General features: G+C 35.5%; 17 protein-coding genes. 5 read left to right on the top strand and 12 right to left on the bottom strand.

Going from position 1 to position 15,474, the window contains the following annotated elements; genetic code table 11:
* Positions 1-8 precede the first annotated feature (8 nt).
* Positions 9-299 (bottom strand): Asp-tRNA(Asn)/Glu-tRNA(Gln) amidotransferase subunit GatC, encoded by a 291-nt coding sequence (gene gatC, locus CN326_RS11540; RefSeq protein WP_020062440.1) that lies wholly within the window; start codon positions 297-299, stop codon positions 9-11.
* A 296-nt stretch (positions 300-595) separates the two neighbouring features.
* Positions 596-829 carry a YiaA/YiaB family inner membrane protein gene (locus CN326_RS11545; RefSeq protein ID WP_098309174.1) on the bottom strand — a complete coding sequence of 78 codons (234 nt, stop codon included), beginning with the start codon at positions 827-829 and terminating at the stop codon, positions 596-598.
* A 241-nt stretch (positions 830-1,070) separates the two neighbouring features.
* On the opposite strand from CN326_RS11545, the gene CN326_RS11550 reads away from it, so the two are divergent.
* From CN326_RS11550 to CN326_RS11565, 4 genes are all read left to right on the top strand, one after another.
* On the top strand, positions 1,071-1,553 hold the full coding sequence (locus CN326_RS11550) for a MarR family winged helix-turn-helix transcriptional regulator (protein WP_098309175.1): 483 nt from the start codon (positions 1,071-1,073) through the stop codon (positions 1,551-1,553).
* A 76-nt stretch (positions 1,554-1,629) separates the two neighbouring features.
* A complete protein-coding gene (locus CN326_RS11555; protein ID WP_098309176.1) occupies positions 1,630-2,811 on the top strand; it encodes an ArsA family ATPase in 1,182 nt (393 codons plus the stop codon).
* A complete protein-coding gene (locus tag CN326_RS11560; RefSeq protein ID WP_098309177.1) occupies positions 2,804-2,998 on the top strand; it encodes a DUF3926 domain-containing protein in 195 nt (64 codons plus the stop codon). Before CN326_RS11555 ends, CN326_RS11560 begins: the two co-directional genes overlap by 8 nt.
* A 163-nt stretch (positions 2,999-3,161) precedes the next feature.
* Positions 3,162-3,725 carry a cysteine hydrolase family protein gene (locus CN326_RS11565; RefSeq protein ID WP_098309178.1) on the top strand — a complete coding sequence of 188 codons (564 nt, stop codon included), beginning with the start codon at positions 3,162-3,164 and terminating at the stop codon, positions 3,723-3,725.
* Positions 3,726-4,247: 522 nt separating this feature from the next.
* Here the strand turns inward: CN326_RS11565 and CN326_RS11570 are convergent.
* Genes CN326_RS11570 through CN326_RS11600 form a run of 7 tightly spaced genes read right to left on the bottom strand, consistent with a single transcriptional unit; the run spans position 4,248 to position 10,620 of the window.
* Complete coding sequence (locus CN326_RS11570; protein ID WP_098309179.1) at positions 4,248-5,246, bottom strand: histidinol phosphate phosphatase domain-containing protein; 999 nt, start codon at positions 5,244-5,246, stop codon at positions 4,248-4,250.
* Positions 5,236-6,039: a DeoR/GlpR family DNA-binding transcription regulator gene (locus tag CN326_RS11575; protein WP_098309180.1), complete on the bottom strand. Its 804-nt coding sequence runs from the start codon at positions 6,037-6,039 to the stop codon at positions 5,236-5,238. Before CN326_RS11575 ends, CN326_RS11570 begins: the two co-directional genes overlap by 11 nt.
* Positions 6,036-7,040 carry an ABC transporter ATP-binding protein gene (locus tag CN326_RS11580; RefSeq protein WP_098309181.1) on the bottom strand — a complete coding sequence of 335 codons (1,005 nt, stop codon included), beginning with the start codon at positions 7,038-7,040 and terminating at the stop codon, positions 6,036-6,038. The genes CN326_RS11575 and CN326_RS11580 overlap by 4 nt, the downstream gene beginning before the upstream one ends.
* Before the next feature lies 1 nt (position 7,041).
* Entirely contained in the window at positions 7,042-7,821 is a 780-nt protein-coding gene (locus tag CN326_RS11585) for an ABC transporter permease (protein ID WP_098309182.1), read from the bottom strand.
* Positions 7,818-8,663 (bottom strand): ABC transporter permease, encoded by an 846-nt coding sequence (locus tag CN326_RS11590; RefSeq protein WP_483295644.1) that lies wholly within the window; start codon positions 8,661-8,663, stop codon positions 7,818-7,820. Before CN326_RS11590 ends, CN326_RS11585 begins: the two co-directional genes overlap by 4 nt.
* A 36-nt stretch (positions 8,664-8,699) precedes the next feature.
* Complete coding sequence (locus tag CN326_RS11595) at positions 8,700-9,533, bottom strand: alkaline phosphatase family protein (protein ID WP_098309183.1); 834 nt, start codon at positions 9,531-9,533, stop codon at positions 8,700-8,702.
* Positions 9,523-10,620 carry an ABC transporter substrate-binding protein gene (locus CN326_RS11600; protein ID WP_098309184.1) on the bottom strand — a complete coding sequence of 366 codons (1,098 nt, stop codon included), beginning with the start codon at positions 10,618-10,620 and terminating at the stop codon, positions 9,523-9,525. The genes CN326_RS11595 and CN326_RS11600 overlap by 11 nt, the downstream gene beginning before the upstream one ends.
* A gap of 360 nt (positions 10,621-10,980) precedes the next feature.
* Here CN326_RS11600 and CN326_RS11605 point away from each other — a divergent pair, with 360 nt between their 5' ends.
* Positions 10,981-11,397 carry a PH domain-containing protein gene (locus tag CN326_RS11605; protein WP_098309185.1) on the top strand — a complete coding sequence of 139 codons (417 nt, stop codon included), beginning with the start codon at positions 10,981-10,983 and terminating at the stop codon, positions 11,395-11,397.
* A gap of 142 nt (positions 11,398-11,539) precedes the next feature.
* Here the strand turns inward: CN326_RS11605 and pruA are convergent, their stop codons facing one another.
* The 3 genes from pruA to CN326_RS11620 form a co-directional block, all read right to left on the bottom strand.
* Positions 11,540-13,087, bottom strand: coding sequence for an L-glutamate gamma-semialdehyde dehydrogenase (pruA, locus tag CN326_RS11610; RefSeq protein WP_098309186.1), 1,548 nt, complete (start codon positions 13,085-13,087; stop codon positions 11,540-11,542).
* 158 nt (positions 13,088-13,245) lie between these two features.
* Complete coding sequence (locus CN326_RS11615; RefSeq protein ID WP_098309187.1) at positions 13,246-14,016, bottom strand: TSUP family transporter; 771 nt, start codon at positions 14,014-14,016, stop codon at positions 13,246-13,248.
* Between the two features lie 275 nt (positions 14,017-14,291).
* On the bottom strand, positions 14,292-15,473 hold the full coding sequence (locus CN326_RS11620) for a CamS family sex pheromone protein (protein WP_098309188.1): 1,182 nt from the start codon (positions 15,471-15,473) through the stop codon (positions 14,292-14,294).
* Between the last annotated feature and the right edge of the window lies 1 nt (position 15,474).

A 15,474-nucleotide genomic window follows, 5' to 3' on the forward strand; every position in this document is an offset into this window, starting at 1 on the left:
CCCCTCCTCTATTCTAATACTGCTGGAACACGGATTTGATTCTCTTTGTGATCCGGTGCATTTTTTAATACTTCTTCAACTGGTAAACCTTTTTCAGGTACATCTTCACGCATAATATTCTTCATATCTAGTACGTGTGTTGTTGGTTTTACGTTTGTTGTATCTAATTCATTTAACTGCTCAGCAAATGTAACAATTGCATCGAGTTGTTTTTGAAATTTTTCTGCTTCTTGATCTGTAATTGCAAGACGCGCTAAATGTGCAACGTGCTTTACATTCTCAACGGAAATTCTTGACACGGCTAGGCCACCTCCATAATATATCGTACAATCTACAATACTATTGATGATACCAAATTTTCAGTAGTTCAAGCAAGTGAACACATGGGACTTACAGCATTTTTGCATAAAAAAAGAAAGGCTTTTGCCTTCCATGTCATTTTACCCCGAATTAACGGGCAGTAAGACCCCCACCTCAAGATTTAGAGAGAAGCGAGGAAGATAGGTGAAGGATCACTGCCCGTAAAAGTCCGATTGGTTCAACTAACCATCAGCGGGAGATGAAAAAACTCTCCACTGATGGAAGTTTCACTTTATCACTTTTCAATCGGTTCTTTTTTAGGAAGATGTTCATTATCTTCTTCATTATCACGAATTGTTTTTTGCAGTACAAAACATGACATTGTTAGAAATAATGTACCTATTAAGTAGTATCCTTTTACACTGAGTGGTTCATCTAATGTGTAAATCCCTATGAGCATTCCAGAAAGCGCACAAACAAAAGAAGTCCATGCTAAAAATGTGAAAGCCTGTGTGTTTCTCCTTTTCATTGTTCTTCTCCCCCTTATCATTACTTAATCTATTATTAGATGGGTATACCATCATTCATACTATGAAATCTCATGTAAAATACCCTATCTTTTGTATTACTCTAGCATACATATAATTCTTTATAAAGAAAAAAATGGATATAGCCTGAAAAGTTAAAAATAATCATTTGACATTTATTGAAGTTAAACATAGAATGAAAATAAATATTACGAACCTCGAAATATACGGGAGTGGAAATAATTGCTGCAATACGAACATTTTTTAGATTTACTGCTTGATAACGCCAAGAAGCTTTTCTATCCAGAAGAATGGGTAAGCATTGATTTATCACTTTCAAAAACAGAAGTATTCTGTCTGCTATGGATGGAGCGAAATACAGACATTACGATGAGTAAAATTACGGAACTTCTCGATATTCCAATGAGTACAACGACAGGTGTAGTCAATCGTCTCGTAAAAAAAGGGTATATTGAGCGCTACCGCAATGAAAGTGATCGTCGTATTGTATTGATTCGCTTAACAGAAGCTGGCATACAACTTGTAGAAGAAGTAAAACAAAATGCTGCTCATTATTTTAACCTTGTAACGGAAGCACTATCAGAAGAAGAAAAAGCATTTTTACTGCAAATCTTCCAAAAAATCATGAACCATATTGCTACATCACAACAAAAAACAGAAGAAAAGCTTACTTCACCTAAGATCAAAAACATTCCGATTGAATAGACCCCTCTGCGGGTTTTTATTCAAAGATATATTTCGACTCTCGTAATATTCGACTACCGAAACAAAGGGGATATGAATGATGAGAATTATTTTATACACAGGTAAGGGCGGCGTAGGGAAGACAAGTATTTCAGCAGCAACAGCAATGCAAAGTGCAAAACAAGGTTTAAAAACGTTAGTCATGAGTACAGATCCGGCTCATAGTTTAGGAGATTCATTTGGTATGAAGCTTTCCTCAGAGCCACAAGAAATTTGTGAAAATTTATGGGCACAAGAAATTAATACAATCTATGAAATGGAAAAGGGCTGGGGCAAACTGCAAAAATATATTACATTACTATTCACATCAAAAGCAGCTGACGATATTACTACAGAGGAACTTACTATGTTCCCAGGTATGGAAGATTTAATTAGCTTACTGCGTGTATTAGATTACTATAAACAAAAAACATACGATGTCATTATTATTGATTGTGCTCCAACCGGTGAAACATTAGCTATGCTAAGCTTCCCTGATATGCTCGGCTGGTGGATGGAAAAACTCTTTCCAATTAAACGTAAAGTATTAAAAGTTGTACGTCCTGTCGCACAGCCGCTTCTTAGATTCCCCCTTCCTACCGATGATGCCATGGACGAATTAACACATACTCTCGAACAGCTCGGTGAAATGAGAGATATTTTATCCAATCGAGAAGTAACAAGTATTCGTATTGTTGTGAATCCGGAAAAAATGGTTATTAAAGAAGCGCAGCGCAGCTTCACATATTTAAACTTATATGACTACAATGTTGATGCCATCATGATTAATCGCGTCATTCCTGACACTGTCACAGACTCTTATTTTCAGGCTTGGAAAGATACACAAAAGAAATATAAAGCATTGATTCAAGATAGTTTTCAGCCGCTTCCTATTTATGAAGCACCAATGTTTGAACAGGAAGTAGTTGGTTTATCTATGTTAGAGCGTGTTGGCGATGCTTTATTTAAAAATGATTCTGATCCAACTGCCGTGAAATTCAACGGACGGACGCAATATGTCACAAAAAACGGTGATGAATATATCTTTGTTCTTTCCATCCCATTCTCTGATAAAAGTGAACTCTCTTTAAATCAAAAAGGTGACGAACTCATTATTCGAGCCGGTTCCGTAAAACGAAACATTACCTTACCAAAAACATTAACGCATTTGTCCATTCAAGGAGCAAAATTTGAAGGTGATGTACTTAACATTCGATTTGGAGGTGTTGTTCATGCGTGAAGATTTGCTACGGAAAATCATTCGCACGAAGATAGAAGTTGGAGGGTATGTTATAAACGGATTACCTGCCCCACTTCAGCAGCGAGCAAACAAGATGCTGAACATGTTTCATGAAGAACTAACTTCTTATATAAAGGAACAGAAACAACCTGCGGAAACTTCTTTAAAACGTGTGACAATTGAATAACGGTATAGAAAAGACCAGGAAAATTCCTGGTCTTTTCTACTTAAACTTTTCAATTTTAATTTCATGTAAATTTCTTTATCTCACATTTTTCAAAAAGGAAAACTCCCTAAACTAATGGAATAATTAAACGAATACAAAATTGAAACTGGAGGCTGTAACTGAAATGAAAACTGCTCTTTTACTCGTCGACATCCAAAATGATTATTTTCCAAACGGAAAGATGGAACTGCGAAATGCTAGCGAAGCAAGTGAATATGCAAAACGCATACTTCACTATTTCCGTGAAACAAATCAGCCTATTTTTCATATCCAACATGTTTCCACTCGCGAAAATGCAACATTTTTTCTTCCAAATACAGAAGGTGTACACATTCATAAGAATGTTCGTCCTTTGCAGCAAGAAACGGTCATATTGAAGCATTATCCAAATAGTTTTCGAGAAACTTCATTATTACAAGAATTACAAGATTTACAAATCAAACACGTTGTTATATGCGGCATGATGACACATATGTGCATTGATGCTACAGTACGAGCTGCCTTTGATTTTGGCTTTACATGTACAGTAATACATGATGCGTGTGCAACGAAAGACTTAATCTTTAAAAACGTTTCCATTCCAGCTGTATATATTCACAATACAATTCTAGCTTCCTTAAACGAAGTGTATGCTGAGATAATCAGCACTGAAGAGTTTCTACAGCGCGAAAAATCCCTTTGGACTTAACCAAAGGGATTTTCTTTATCCCGCATTAACGGGCAGTAAAACCCCCACCTCAAGATTCAGAAAAATGGAAGAAGATAGGTGGGGGATAACTGCCCGTAAAAGCCCGATTGGTTCAACTAACCATCAGTAGGGGATGAAGCGCCCCCACTGATGGAAGTTTCACTTTATATCGTTTCATTTCTCTTACACTTCCATCAGTAACTCTATATTCCTATCAAGATGTATGAAAAAGAAACACCGCCTTCAGCGAGCAAACTGAAAGCGGTGTCTTCTTGTCTAATCATAGATTTTCCTTCAAATTGTATTATACAGGAAATTTGTGAAATTTATACAGAGAAATACTACAAAATACAATATATTTTCTACAAATATAACGTATTTTTAATAAAAATGTTAAAAACTAAGCAGATTCAATATATATTCACTCTTTTTATTGTAATTCCTAATTAAAACAGTTTTAGACTAAAGATACTAAGTAAAGTTTCCATGGTACAAACGAAGATAAAACCTTTTTCATGTTTCTTATCCTAAAGGTCTCATAATTCTTTTGCGCTGTTCAAATGTAGCAATTTCCCTTATTCCTTTTCCCAAAAGCATTTCCGTATTTTTCTCTACATATGCCCCTAAATCATCGGGAAAATGAGAATCTGAGGATGTAGTAAATGCTACTCCTTCTTGAACTAAAATATCTAAAAAAGTTGGACTTGGACACATTTCTTTCACAGGATAACGATAATATAATCCGGCATTAATCTCAGTTGCTGTATTTGTTTCGATTAACGCTCTCGCAATTTCTTTATAATGGGAAAGGAGAAGATTCTCGTCCGGCCGGAATTTAAATACTTTTAAATTATCAAGGTGAGCAACAAAATCAAATAGCTCACTTCGAATTGCCTTTTCTACTACATGAAAGAAATCCTTATATAATTCTACTAAATTATAATTATAAAAATGCTCTTGAGTATCAGGGTTATCAAATCCCCATCCATATATATAATGAACAGAACCAATTACATAATCCCAATCGTATGCTCCAAGCAACTCTTTCAGTTCTTTCTCTCCGCCAGGAAAATAATCTGCCTCCATTCCAAGGCGCAGCTTTATTCCTTCTTTTTCCCAGACTGCTTTTGCGTCTGTAATAACTTGTACAAATTCGTCCATAGATTGTGTCATAACTTGATCTAGCCATAATCGTTGCTTTCTGCCAATTTCCGTATCACTCAAGTCCAAATACCGCTCAAAATACGAACGAGTTTCTTTAAAACGATATAAATGATCTACAATTCCAACTTCGCTTAACCCTTTTCTCTTCGCCTCTTGTAAATATAAATCGAGCCAAGTTGCATCATATGCACCTTTTTGAAGACGATGTCCCAATCGTTCCATACTTTTATTTAACCATTCTAGCGTATGATACTTCTCCTCAATTGGACTAAAATGATTTAAAGCAATATTTGTACGATTAAGCCAGCGCAATGAATAAGGCCCTTCTTCTAAATGTAAATGATAATCAACTTTCATACTGTTCTCCACCTTTGACTATAATCCATTGTAGCATCGTATCTAGCTGGTTTTTTCTCCATGCATGCGGCATATCTTGATCACAAATGATATAATCAACCGCCGCCAATGGGCAAATGCGATAAAATGATTTTGTATCCACCTTAGAAGAATCAGCCAATACAAATATTTGGCTCGCTTGCTTTACCGTTGCAGCAGAAACAATAGCCTCTTCCAAATCATAGTCACTCACATCTGTCTGTGTAATTCCTCCGCATGAAAGAAATACTTTATCAAATTGAAACTCCTGTAGAATTTTACATGTTAAAGCACCGGTAATTGATTTTTGCTCTGGGTTTAATACTCCCCCAAGAATAATAACCTTCCCATCGAAATATTTCTCTTCTAATCGTTGATTTAAAATATCGGCTACCGCTAATGAGTTTGTAACAATAGTAACTCGCTGTACATCTTGTATGAAATGAGCTAAATGGATGGTTGTTGTTCCTATATCAATCATTACAGTATCTCCATCTTGAATAAACTGTGCAGCCCTTTTTCCGATTTCCTGTTTCAAATCGTAAAATACATTCATTTTCTGACTAAAATGAGGTTCATTATTTGTTTGATGATAGTTAACAGCACCGCCATGTACTCTTTTCAGCTTTTTCTCTTTTTCTAAAATATCTAAGTCTCTTCTAATTGTTTCCGGTGTTACTCCTAAATCTCTAGCAAGAGAAGCGACAATAATCTTTTTTTCTTGTTCTAACTGATCTAAAATATATTGGTGACGCTCAAGTAATGATAAATTCATGTCAGCGGAATCACATCCTCTTTACTAATGTATAATTTTTTTAGTTCATTTTCTTGTAAATTCTCTCTCGTGCTATGAAGATGCTCAGCTGTTATCGTTACATTATTAGAACACAATTCGTAGCGTGTAACATTCCCAAGCATCATAACCTTATGAACTTTTCCAGAAATCGTATAGGTATTTGATTGGCAGACAGGGCTAAACGCTTCCGGACGTATAGCATATAAGTCACGTGTAAACTCTTCTGTATCTCCTATTAACAACTTCATTTCATCTCTCTTTAATACATTATAATTCCCGATAAATCTAGCCACAAATTCATTAGTAGGATGAGTATAAATTTCATGTGGTGTACCACTTTGGGCAATATGTCCTGCGTTTAAAATGTAAATTTTATCACTAACAGCCATTGCCTCTTCTTGGTCATGCGTAACTAGTACAGTTGTCATATTTAATTCCTGTTGAATAGATTTTAACAACTTCTGTAAGCTTTTACGAATTTGTGCATCTAATGCGCTCAACGGTTCGTCTAAAAGCAACACTTTCGGTTCTGTTACAAGAGAACGAGCTAATGCAACCCTTTGTTGTTGTCCCCCAGATAATTCCCTTGGATAAGATTGCTCTTTTCCTTGTAATCCAACAAGGGTAATCATACGAGATACTTTTTGGCGAATCGTCTCTTTGTCCATTTTTTTCATCTTTAATCCGAACGCTACATTTTCTTCTACAGTCATATTTGGAAATAATGCATATGCTTGAAATACCATTCCCACTTGGCGGTCTTTCGGTTTTGCATTTGTCACATCTTTTCCGTCAATTTGAATTGTACCGCTATCCATTTCTGTTAACCCTGCTAAAGTACGAAGCAACGTACTTTTTCCGCAACCGCTTGGTCCTAATAACGTTACAAATTCCCCCTCTTTAAAAGAAAGAGATATATCATGCAGAACTGTTTGATTATTAAAGGACTTCATAAGGTTTTTTATTGTGACATAACTCATATTACACTGTCTCCTTTTTTATACGTGTCATTTTTACAAGAATTGTCGAAAGAATACACATTAAAAAGAAATAGCAAACTACAATAGCACTCGCAATGTGCCCACTTTTGCTTAAATTTTGATACAAATACGTTTGAATCGTTTCGAAACGTCCTCCGACAAGCAAATTAATTAATACAAATTCGCCAAACAACATAGAGAATGACAAGAGAGACGATACTAAAAGCCCAGATAAAATGTTAGGTACAATAATTTTCATAAATGCCGTAAAGCGACTGGCTCCCAACATTTCTGCTGCTTCCATCAATGATTTTGCATGTATTGTACGTAAACTATTTCGTGTTCCTTGATACATATAAGGAAGAATTGTAACAAAGTAAGCTCCAACAACTACTAATACCATCGAAATTCCGCTGCTTGAATAAGAACGGATTAAACCTACGCCAATGATGACACCGGGCATTGCATACGTCATGATAATAAGCGCTTGTACAAACTTTTCTAATCGAGGTGCATATACAACAATTGAAAATATTGCAGGCACCATAATGATAATTGCTAATACAGTGGACCCTAATGATAATGATAAAGATCGCCCAAAAGCTTCTATAAAACGCATATCGCTAAATAAATTACTATACCACTGCAATGTCAGCCCTTCTGGCAATATTGTTCTATTCCAATTTGTCGCAAAAGAATATAGAATTGTTGCAAGCAACGGAATAAACAAATACAAAAAAACGATTCCTATTGTAACGTAATGATAAAACGGTCGTTTCAAGATAAATCCCTCCGAATTTTACGAGTTAACCATTCATTAATTAACATCGCTACTACTAGCACTAGGCCTAAAAGAACCGCTAATGCACTACCTAGTTCAGGACGGGCGAATATATCTCCTGATACTAAAGCTCCTACTCGAATTGTTACAAGATTATACGTACTTCCAGTTAGCGCGTAAGCTGAAGCATATGCTCCCATTGCATTAGCAAACAAAATGCTAAATGTCCCTGCGATACTTGGCAATATAACCGGAAAGCCAATTCGTAGCCAAAATTGATAAGAAGATGCCCCAAGTAATGCAGCTGCTTCTTTCCATTGTTTTTGAATTCCGGCATAAACTGGGTAAAGAAGCATGATTCCTAACGGTAATTGAAAATAAATATAAATTAATACAAGCCCTGACCAAGAATATAAATGGAAGGAGCTTAACGTATCCCATCCCAATTGTTGAAACAATAATATAAACAATCCACTATTCCCTAATAAAACAATGAAAGCGAAGGCTAAAGGCACACCTGCAAAGTTAGATGTCAAGTTCGCAAAAATTAAAATTCGATCTTGTATTTTTTTAGGGAAAAGAGTAATCGAGTACGTAGCAAACACAGAAATTACAATCGCAATAAAACTTGAAACAATCGAAATCAAAATACTGTTTTTGAATGCTTGATGATAATAAGAATTCTTAAACACTTCTATATAGTTAGAAACAGTGAAACCATTTCCTCCTGTTTGTTGAAAGCTTCCAAAAATCATAGAAATGAGGGGAACAAATAAAAATAATACAATCAATAAAAAGAACGGAATAAGACTTGCTATAAGCATTCCATTAATACGTTTCAAATTTAAAACTCCTCTCTTAAAAGAAAAGGCGTCTTCTTAAATGAAAGACGCCTTTTTTACACCAGGAATAACTAAATTTTGCATAAGGTGTGACGGCTGAATTCCAAGTAAATTACAAACTAAAGGAGCAATTTGTAATTGAGGAATTTCCTCCTCATATATTCCTGTTGTCACTTTATCACTAATGATAAACAACGGAACATCACGATCAGCTGCTGTTGTTCCCCCATGATTACCGTCATCATTCATTCCATGATCTGCAGTGATAATCACTTGATATCCAGCTTCTATCCAAGCTGGTAAGATATTTGCTAAAATAACATCTACAGTAATAACTCGATTACGGTACTTATCTGAATCTGCTGTAAATTTATGTCCGTCATCATCTACATTCATAGAGTGAACATATAAAAAATCCGGTTGATATGTTCGCAGTAAATAATTAGCATCTGCAAACAAATGTGTATCTGGATAATGATCTTCCCAATAGAAAATACCTTTTTCAATTGGACGAGAATCGTCCAATTGAATACGATCTGTTTCAGGATGAAATGGCGCTTTATTATACAACTCACTTACCCAGTAATACGAAGCCGTTGCATTTGTTAAACCATGTTTTTTCGTTAAATGAAACAAACTTTCTTGATTTGATAAACGAACTACATTATTTGTTGTAATACCATTTTCATAAGCAGGAGTACCTGTCAACAACACCTCATATAAAGGACGAGACATCGATGGCAATTCTGATTTCACTTTATATCTTGCTGCTTTTCCCTTTTCAACAAGGTGATGCAAGTATCCCATTTGCATCACCGCAGTGTCATAACGTAAACCATCAATCATAATAAATGCAAGTTTATTTGACATACGTTAACACCTTCTCTTGCCATAATTGCGGTAATTGTTTTGTTACATCTTCCCAAGCTTTTTCATCTGCTACATGTCGTACATTTTTGTACATTGTATCTGGCAGAAGCTTTGCCTTTACGTCTGCAGGAAGCTGTACATTTTCACGAATTGGACGAGCATATCCATTAGCTAAATTGGTTTGTCCTTTATCTGATAAAATATACTCACGCGCTAACATAGCTGAGTATGGATGTTTTGCATACTTATTGATAATCGTAGTATAACCAGACATAACGGACGTTTCTTCTGGAATAACTACGTCAAAACGATTTGGATCAATTTTATCGCGATATCCTAGTGCATTAAAATCCCAGACGATTGCAACATCAACTTCTCCTTTTTCTAAAGCAGCTAAGTTAGGCTCGGCTGTACCTAAGCGTCCTTGTTTAGCCAATTTTTGAAAGAAATCAATACCTGGCTCGATATTCTTTTCATCCCCACCATTTGCATAAGCTGCGGCTAATACCCCAAATTGTGCTTGATTTGCTTTTTGCACATCACCGATTGTTACCTTGTAATCTCCTTTTTCGAGATCCTTCCATGATTTTGGTGGATTTTTCACTTTATTCTTATCTGTAATGAAAGCGAGCGTTCCTGTATAACCTACTACCCAATGGCCATCCTTATCTTTCGCCCATTCTGGTATATCATTCCAATAGGATGTTTTATACGGTAATGTTAATCCTTTTTCTTTTGCCAATGGACCAAAAGCAATACCAACATCACCGATATCTCCCGTTGCATCATTCTTTTCCGATTCGAACTTCGCTAACTCTTCAGCGCTCGACATATCTGTATCTGTATGTTTGAGACCGTACTCTTTATTCAAGTCATCCCAAGTCCCTTTCCAGTTTGCCCATGCATCAGGCATCCCTACTGAATTGACCTCTCCCTCTTTTTTCGCCTTTTCTACAACTTCTTGAAGCGAGAGCTTATTATAATCAATTGCTTTTGCTTCTTTTTCTTCTTTACTTGAACATCCTGCAAACATAGAAACTGCTAAAGCACCTGCTGTTACGACCTTCCAAATCAATTTTTTGTTCATATAAAAGTCAGTCTCCCTTTTTGTTTTATTGTTTGTTTGCTTTTGTTTATACTCCAAATAATAATAAACAAATATAAAGCAAAGATTAAAAAGTTGTAAATGTTTAGTTTTTAATCGTTAAGAAATTGTAAATTTATAAAATTATTCGTACCTTTTAAAGGTTGGATGTAACAATTCAAATGTGTCTCACTAATATACCTTGAATACTTTTTGAATAATTTTGAACCTTCTGATATTACAGGTCATAGTAACAACAAAGCATCTATAACTAAAATGGTTGTAGAAATTTGCATATTGCTAATTAATGAAACTTATAGATCAGTAGGAATATATAGCTATTAGAGACAGGAGAGGATGTAATTGTATTTTCCATCAAAAAAAGATTTATGGTTATATCCCATTTATTTTGGGTGTATAATTGCTTGTTTTGTTCCATTCTTTATAAGAAGAGACTACGAGGTTCTTTTTTTTACAACACCTTTTGCAATCTTGTTAGTTTGGAGTTGGTTTACAACAGGATATAAAATAAATAACGAACTACTAATCATCCAAAATGGTCCGATAAAAAAGAGAATTCGAATAAAAGATATAAAAAAAATTACACAAACAAAAAATCCGTTAGCATCTTCTGCCCTTTCAATTGATAGGCTTGAAATAATTTATGACTCTAATTTTGGAATGGCACTTGTGTCTCCAAAGGATAAACAAAAATTTGCATCTTTGTTGAAAAGCATGAATCCACAAATTAAGGTGGATAGCGGGATAAAAATAGAGTGANNTCACTCTATTTTTATCCCGCATTAACAACACTATTATTTAACTCATACTCTATTAAGCTAACATATCTGTTCATTGCAACTTTCAAAATAACACGAACAAAAAGACCTTCCCACTAAGGAGAAGGTCTTTCCTATACTTCTTATAGAGTTTCAGAAGTAGTTTTTGCTTGCATGTGTAATGCAATATAGTCAGGTCCACCAGCTTTAGAGTCTGTACCAGACATGTTAAAGCCGCCGAATGGTTGGTAACCTACGATTGCACCAGTACATCCACGGTTGAAGTATAAGTTACCAACGTGGAAGTCTTCACGTGCTTTTTCAATGTGTTCACGGTTATTAGAAACAACAGCTCCTGTTAAACCGTATTCTGTATTGTTCGCAATTGCAAGTGCGTGATCAAAGTCTTTTGCTTTGCAGAATGCTACAACTGGTCCGAAGATTTCTTCTTTCATAAGACGAGCATCTTCTGCAATGTCAGCAATGATTGTTGGTTTAATGAACCAACCTTTAGAATCATCACCTTCGCCACCTGCTACAAGTTTACCTTCTTCTTTACCAATAGCAACATAGCTCATTACTTTATCGAATGCAGCTTGGTCGTTAACTGGTCCCATGTTTATACCTTTTTCTTCTGGGTTACCTACTGTTAATTCATTTGTTAATTCAATTGCACGGTTTAATACGTGATCGTATACATCTTCATGGATTACTGCGCGAGAACATGCAGAACATTTTTGTCCTGAGAAACCAAATGCAGATGCAACGATAGATTTTGCTGCTAATTCAAGATCTGCTTCTTTATCAACAACGATTGTATCTTTACCGCCCATTTCAGCGATAACACGTTTTAACCAAATTTGTCCTGGATTTACTTTTGCTGCGCGTTCGTAAATACGAATACCAACATCGCGTGATCCAGTGAAGCTGATGAAGCGTGTACGAGGATGATCAACTAAGTAATCTCCAACTTCAGATCCGCTACCAGGAATGAAGTTTACTACGCCTGCTGGTAAGCCAGCTTCTTCTAATACTTCCATAAACTTCGCTGCTACTACAGGTGTTGTACTAGCTGGTTTTAATAACACAGTGTTACCAGATACTAATGCAGCTGTTGTCATACCTGCCATGATTGCAAATGGGAAGTTCCAAGGAGAAATGATAACACCTACTCCTAATGGAATGTAAGAGAAACGGTTATATTCAATTGCACGGCTTTCTACTGGAATGCCGTCTTTTAATTTCAACATCTGACGACCATAATACTCCATGAAGTCGATTGCTTCTGCTGTATCAGCATCTGCCTCATTCCATGGTTTACCTGCTTCTTTCACAAGAATTGCGGAAAACTCATGTTTTCTGCGGCGAACGATTGCAGCTGCACGGAATAAAATATCTGCGCGCATTTCTGGTTTCGTTTTTCTCCAAGTTTGGAATGTTTCATCCGCTACTTGCATTGCTTTTTCTGCTAATTCACGACTTGCTTTTGAAACGCGGCCAACGACTTCTTCTTTATTTGCAGGATTCACAGAAACGATTTTATCGTCTGTAGTGACCTTTTCTCCCCCAATAATTAATGGATAGTCTTGTCCAAGATAAGATTCTACTTTCTTTAAACCTTCTTCAAATGCTACTTTATTTGCCTCTACTGTAAAATCTGTAAATGGCTCATGTTTGTATGCTACTACCATTATTTTAGCCTCCCCTTAGAAAAAAGCGTTTACATAATACAACATTATTCTACACGATAATTTCGATTTGTTCAAATATTCTTAGACTTATATTTAAAAAATTATTTAATTTTTTAAATATAATAAATAAAAAAACAACATGATGCATATGCATCATGTTATAAAATATGAACGTATTCCCAAAAGTTTTTCCCAATTAACAAAATCGTTACTGTCAAAAATAAAATTCGTATATATCCTACGCCCTTTCGAACAGCAAATCTTGAACCGAGATATGCCCCTGCAATCATTGATAAACCCATAATTAAACCATATTTAAACTGAATTGCACCTAAAAATAAAAATGTAATCAATGATACAATATTGCTAACAAAATTTAACACTCGACCAGATGCCGCTGCACCGATAAAATCCATCCCAATTAATAAAAATGCAAAAATTAAAAATGAACCTGTGCCCGGTCCAAAAAAACCGTCATAAAATCCAAGCATTAAAATAACGAAATAAAATAAAAATGTTTTTCCTTTCGTCATTTTCTTATGGGTAGCTACACTACCCCAATCTTTTTTTAGAATAATATAAATCGCAATTAACACAAGCATAACTAACACAAGAGGTCGCAAAACATCCGGTGGGATGTACTTTACAACAAATGCCCCTGCAACTGCCCCAACAATTGTGAACGGAATTAGTTTTCCTACAATGCGAAAATCTACTTTTTTAGAACGAATAAAATAAAGCGTACTCGTAAATGATCCCATTGTTGCTGCTAATTTATTTGTAGCGATAGCCGAAGCCGGCGGCAACCCAATAAACATAAGTGCTGGAAGCGAGATTAAACCTCCTCCTCCAACCACAGAGTCGATAAATGCTGCTAAAAATCCAAAAGCAATAAGTAGTATAATGACTTGCAAACTTAAATCTTCCATCTGTCCTTTCCCTCGATCCCCTTTTTTATTAACAACATTAAAAATTATAACAAAATTTCTAATATAAAGTGAAACTTTAATCAGTGGGGGGGCTTTATTCCCCACTGATTATTAGTTGAACCACTCAGGCTTTTACGGGCAGTTTAGCTCCCACCTATCTTCTTCGCTTCTCTCACTCTTGAGATGGGGGGTCTTACTGCCCGCGAATAGCGGGCTAAATGCTCGCAAATAATGCAATAAAAAAAGCCGTTCCTATAATAAGGAACGACTTTCTCTTAATCTAAAATTTGGACAAACGGTTTATCTTGCTTTACGTCACGAATAATAATTGCTTCTGGGCGTTCTACCGACTTAATCGTTACTTGCACTTTAACATAGTTAGGAAAATATTCCATAACAGCCCCAGCTACAAATTGTGTAAATCCAATGACTTCCGCTTTTCCATTAAACTGAACTGGAATCTCAAGCTTCATTTCTTTTAATTGACCATCTTTATAGAATCCTCTGCCAACAACCGCAGTATAGTTTCCGTCAAAATAAGTCGCTAGTTTAGCATTAAAGTTCTTTACAATTGTTGCATCGTCACGATAATTCGTGTCTGCTTCATTCGAAGGGAACAAATAATATTTTTCATCTATTGCTTTCCAATCTTCTACTTTGTCACTGCCTTTATCAACTGTTGTATATGATAAATATGATCCTGGTACAAGTGAAGATTTAGATTCTTGTCGATAAATCGCAAATGTAATTGGGACATTTTTCAATTCATCTTTCTGTTTCAAAATCGGTAAAATTTCTTGGGCCATTTCCTTACCCTGTTTTAGCAATTCTTCGTCAGAGATTTTATTTTCACGCGGATAACCATGTTCTTCTGTATAATAATTAACAGAATTCATCGCAAGACCAATTACAACTCCACTTAACTCTGCTTCGTTGTTACTTTTTGTTTTTAAATAATCTTGTTCTAAAATTTGCGCTAAATAAATTGGACTCTTTTCATTTTTTGCTTGTAATGTTTCCGATTCTCCTGCCGATAACGCTGGATTCAATCCATTTGGCAGCTTCTTCTTCGATACTTTTTCTAAATTAGCTTGTTGCTCTGGTGTACGTTTCCTGCCCAATAGCGCTTGTATCGTATCTTTATCTAAATACTTTCCTTCCTGATAGAAATAATCTTTCGTATCATATGATTCTTTCGCAATGCGCATTAATCCTGTTTCAAATTCATCAACATCTAAACGGCTATTTAATCCTTGTACAGCTAACCCATGTGCTGAACCTGATTTAAACGGAACTGCTGTTTTATAAAAATCATCTGAAATAGAGTATTTCGGAAGAATCGCTTTATCTTTCGAATCCCCAGATTTTTCTACAACTTTATCTTCTTTTTTCAAATCAGTGCTACATCCACTGAGAAGTAACCCAAGGCTTAACACTGCTAATATAACTTTTTTCATG

Source organism: Bacillus sp. AFS018417 (assembly GCF_002560985.1).
GTDB lineage: Bacteria > Bacillota > Bacilli > Bacillales > Bacillaceae_G > Bacillus_A > Bacillus_A rhizoplanae.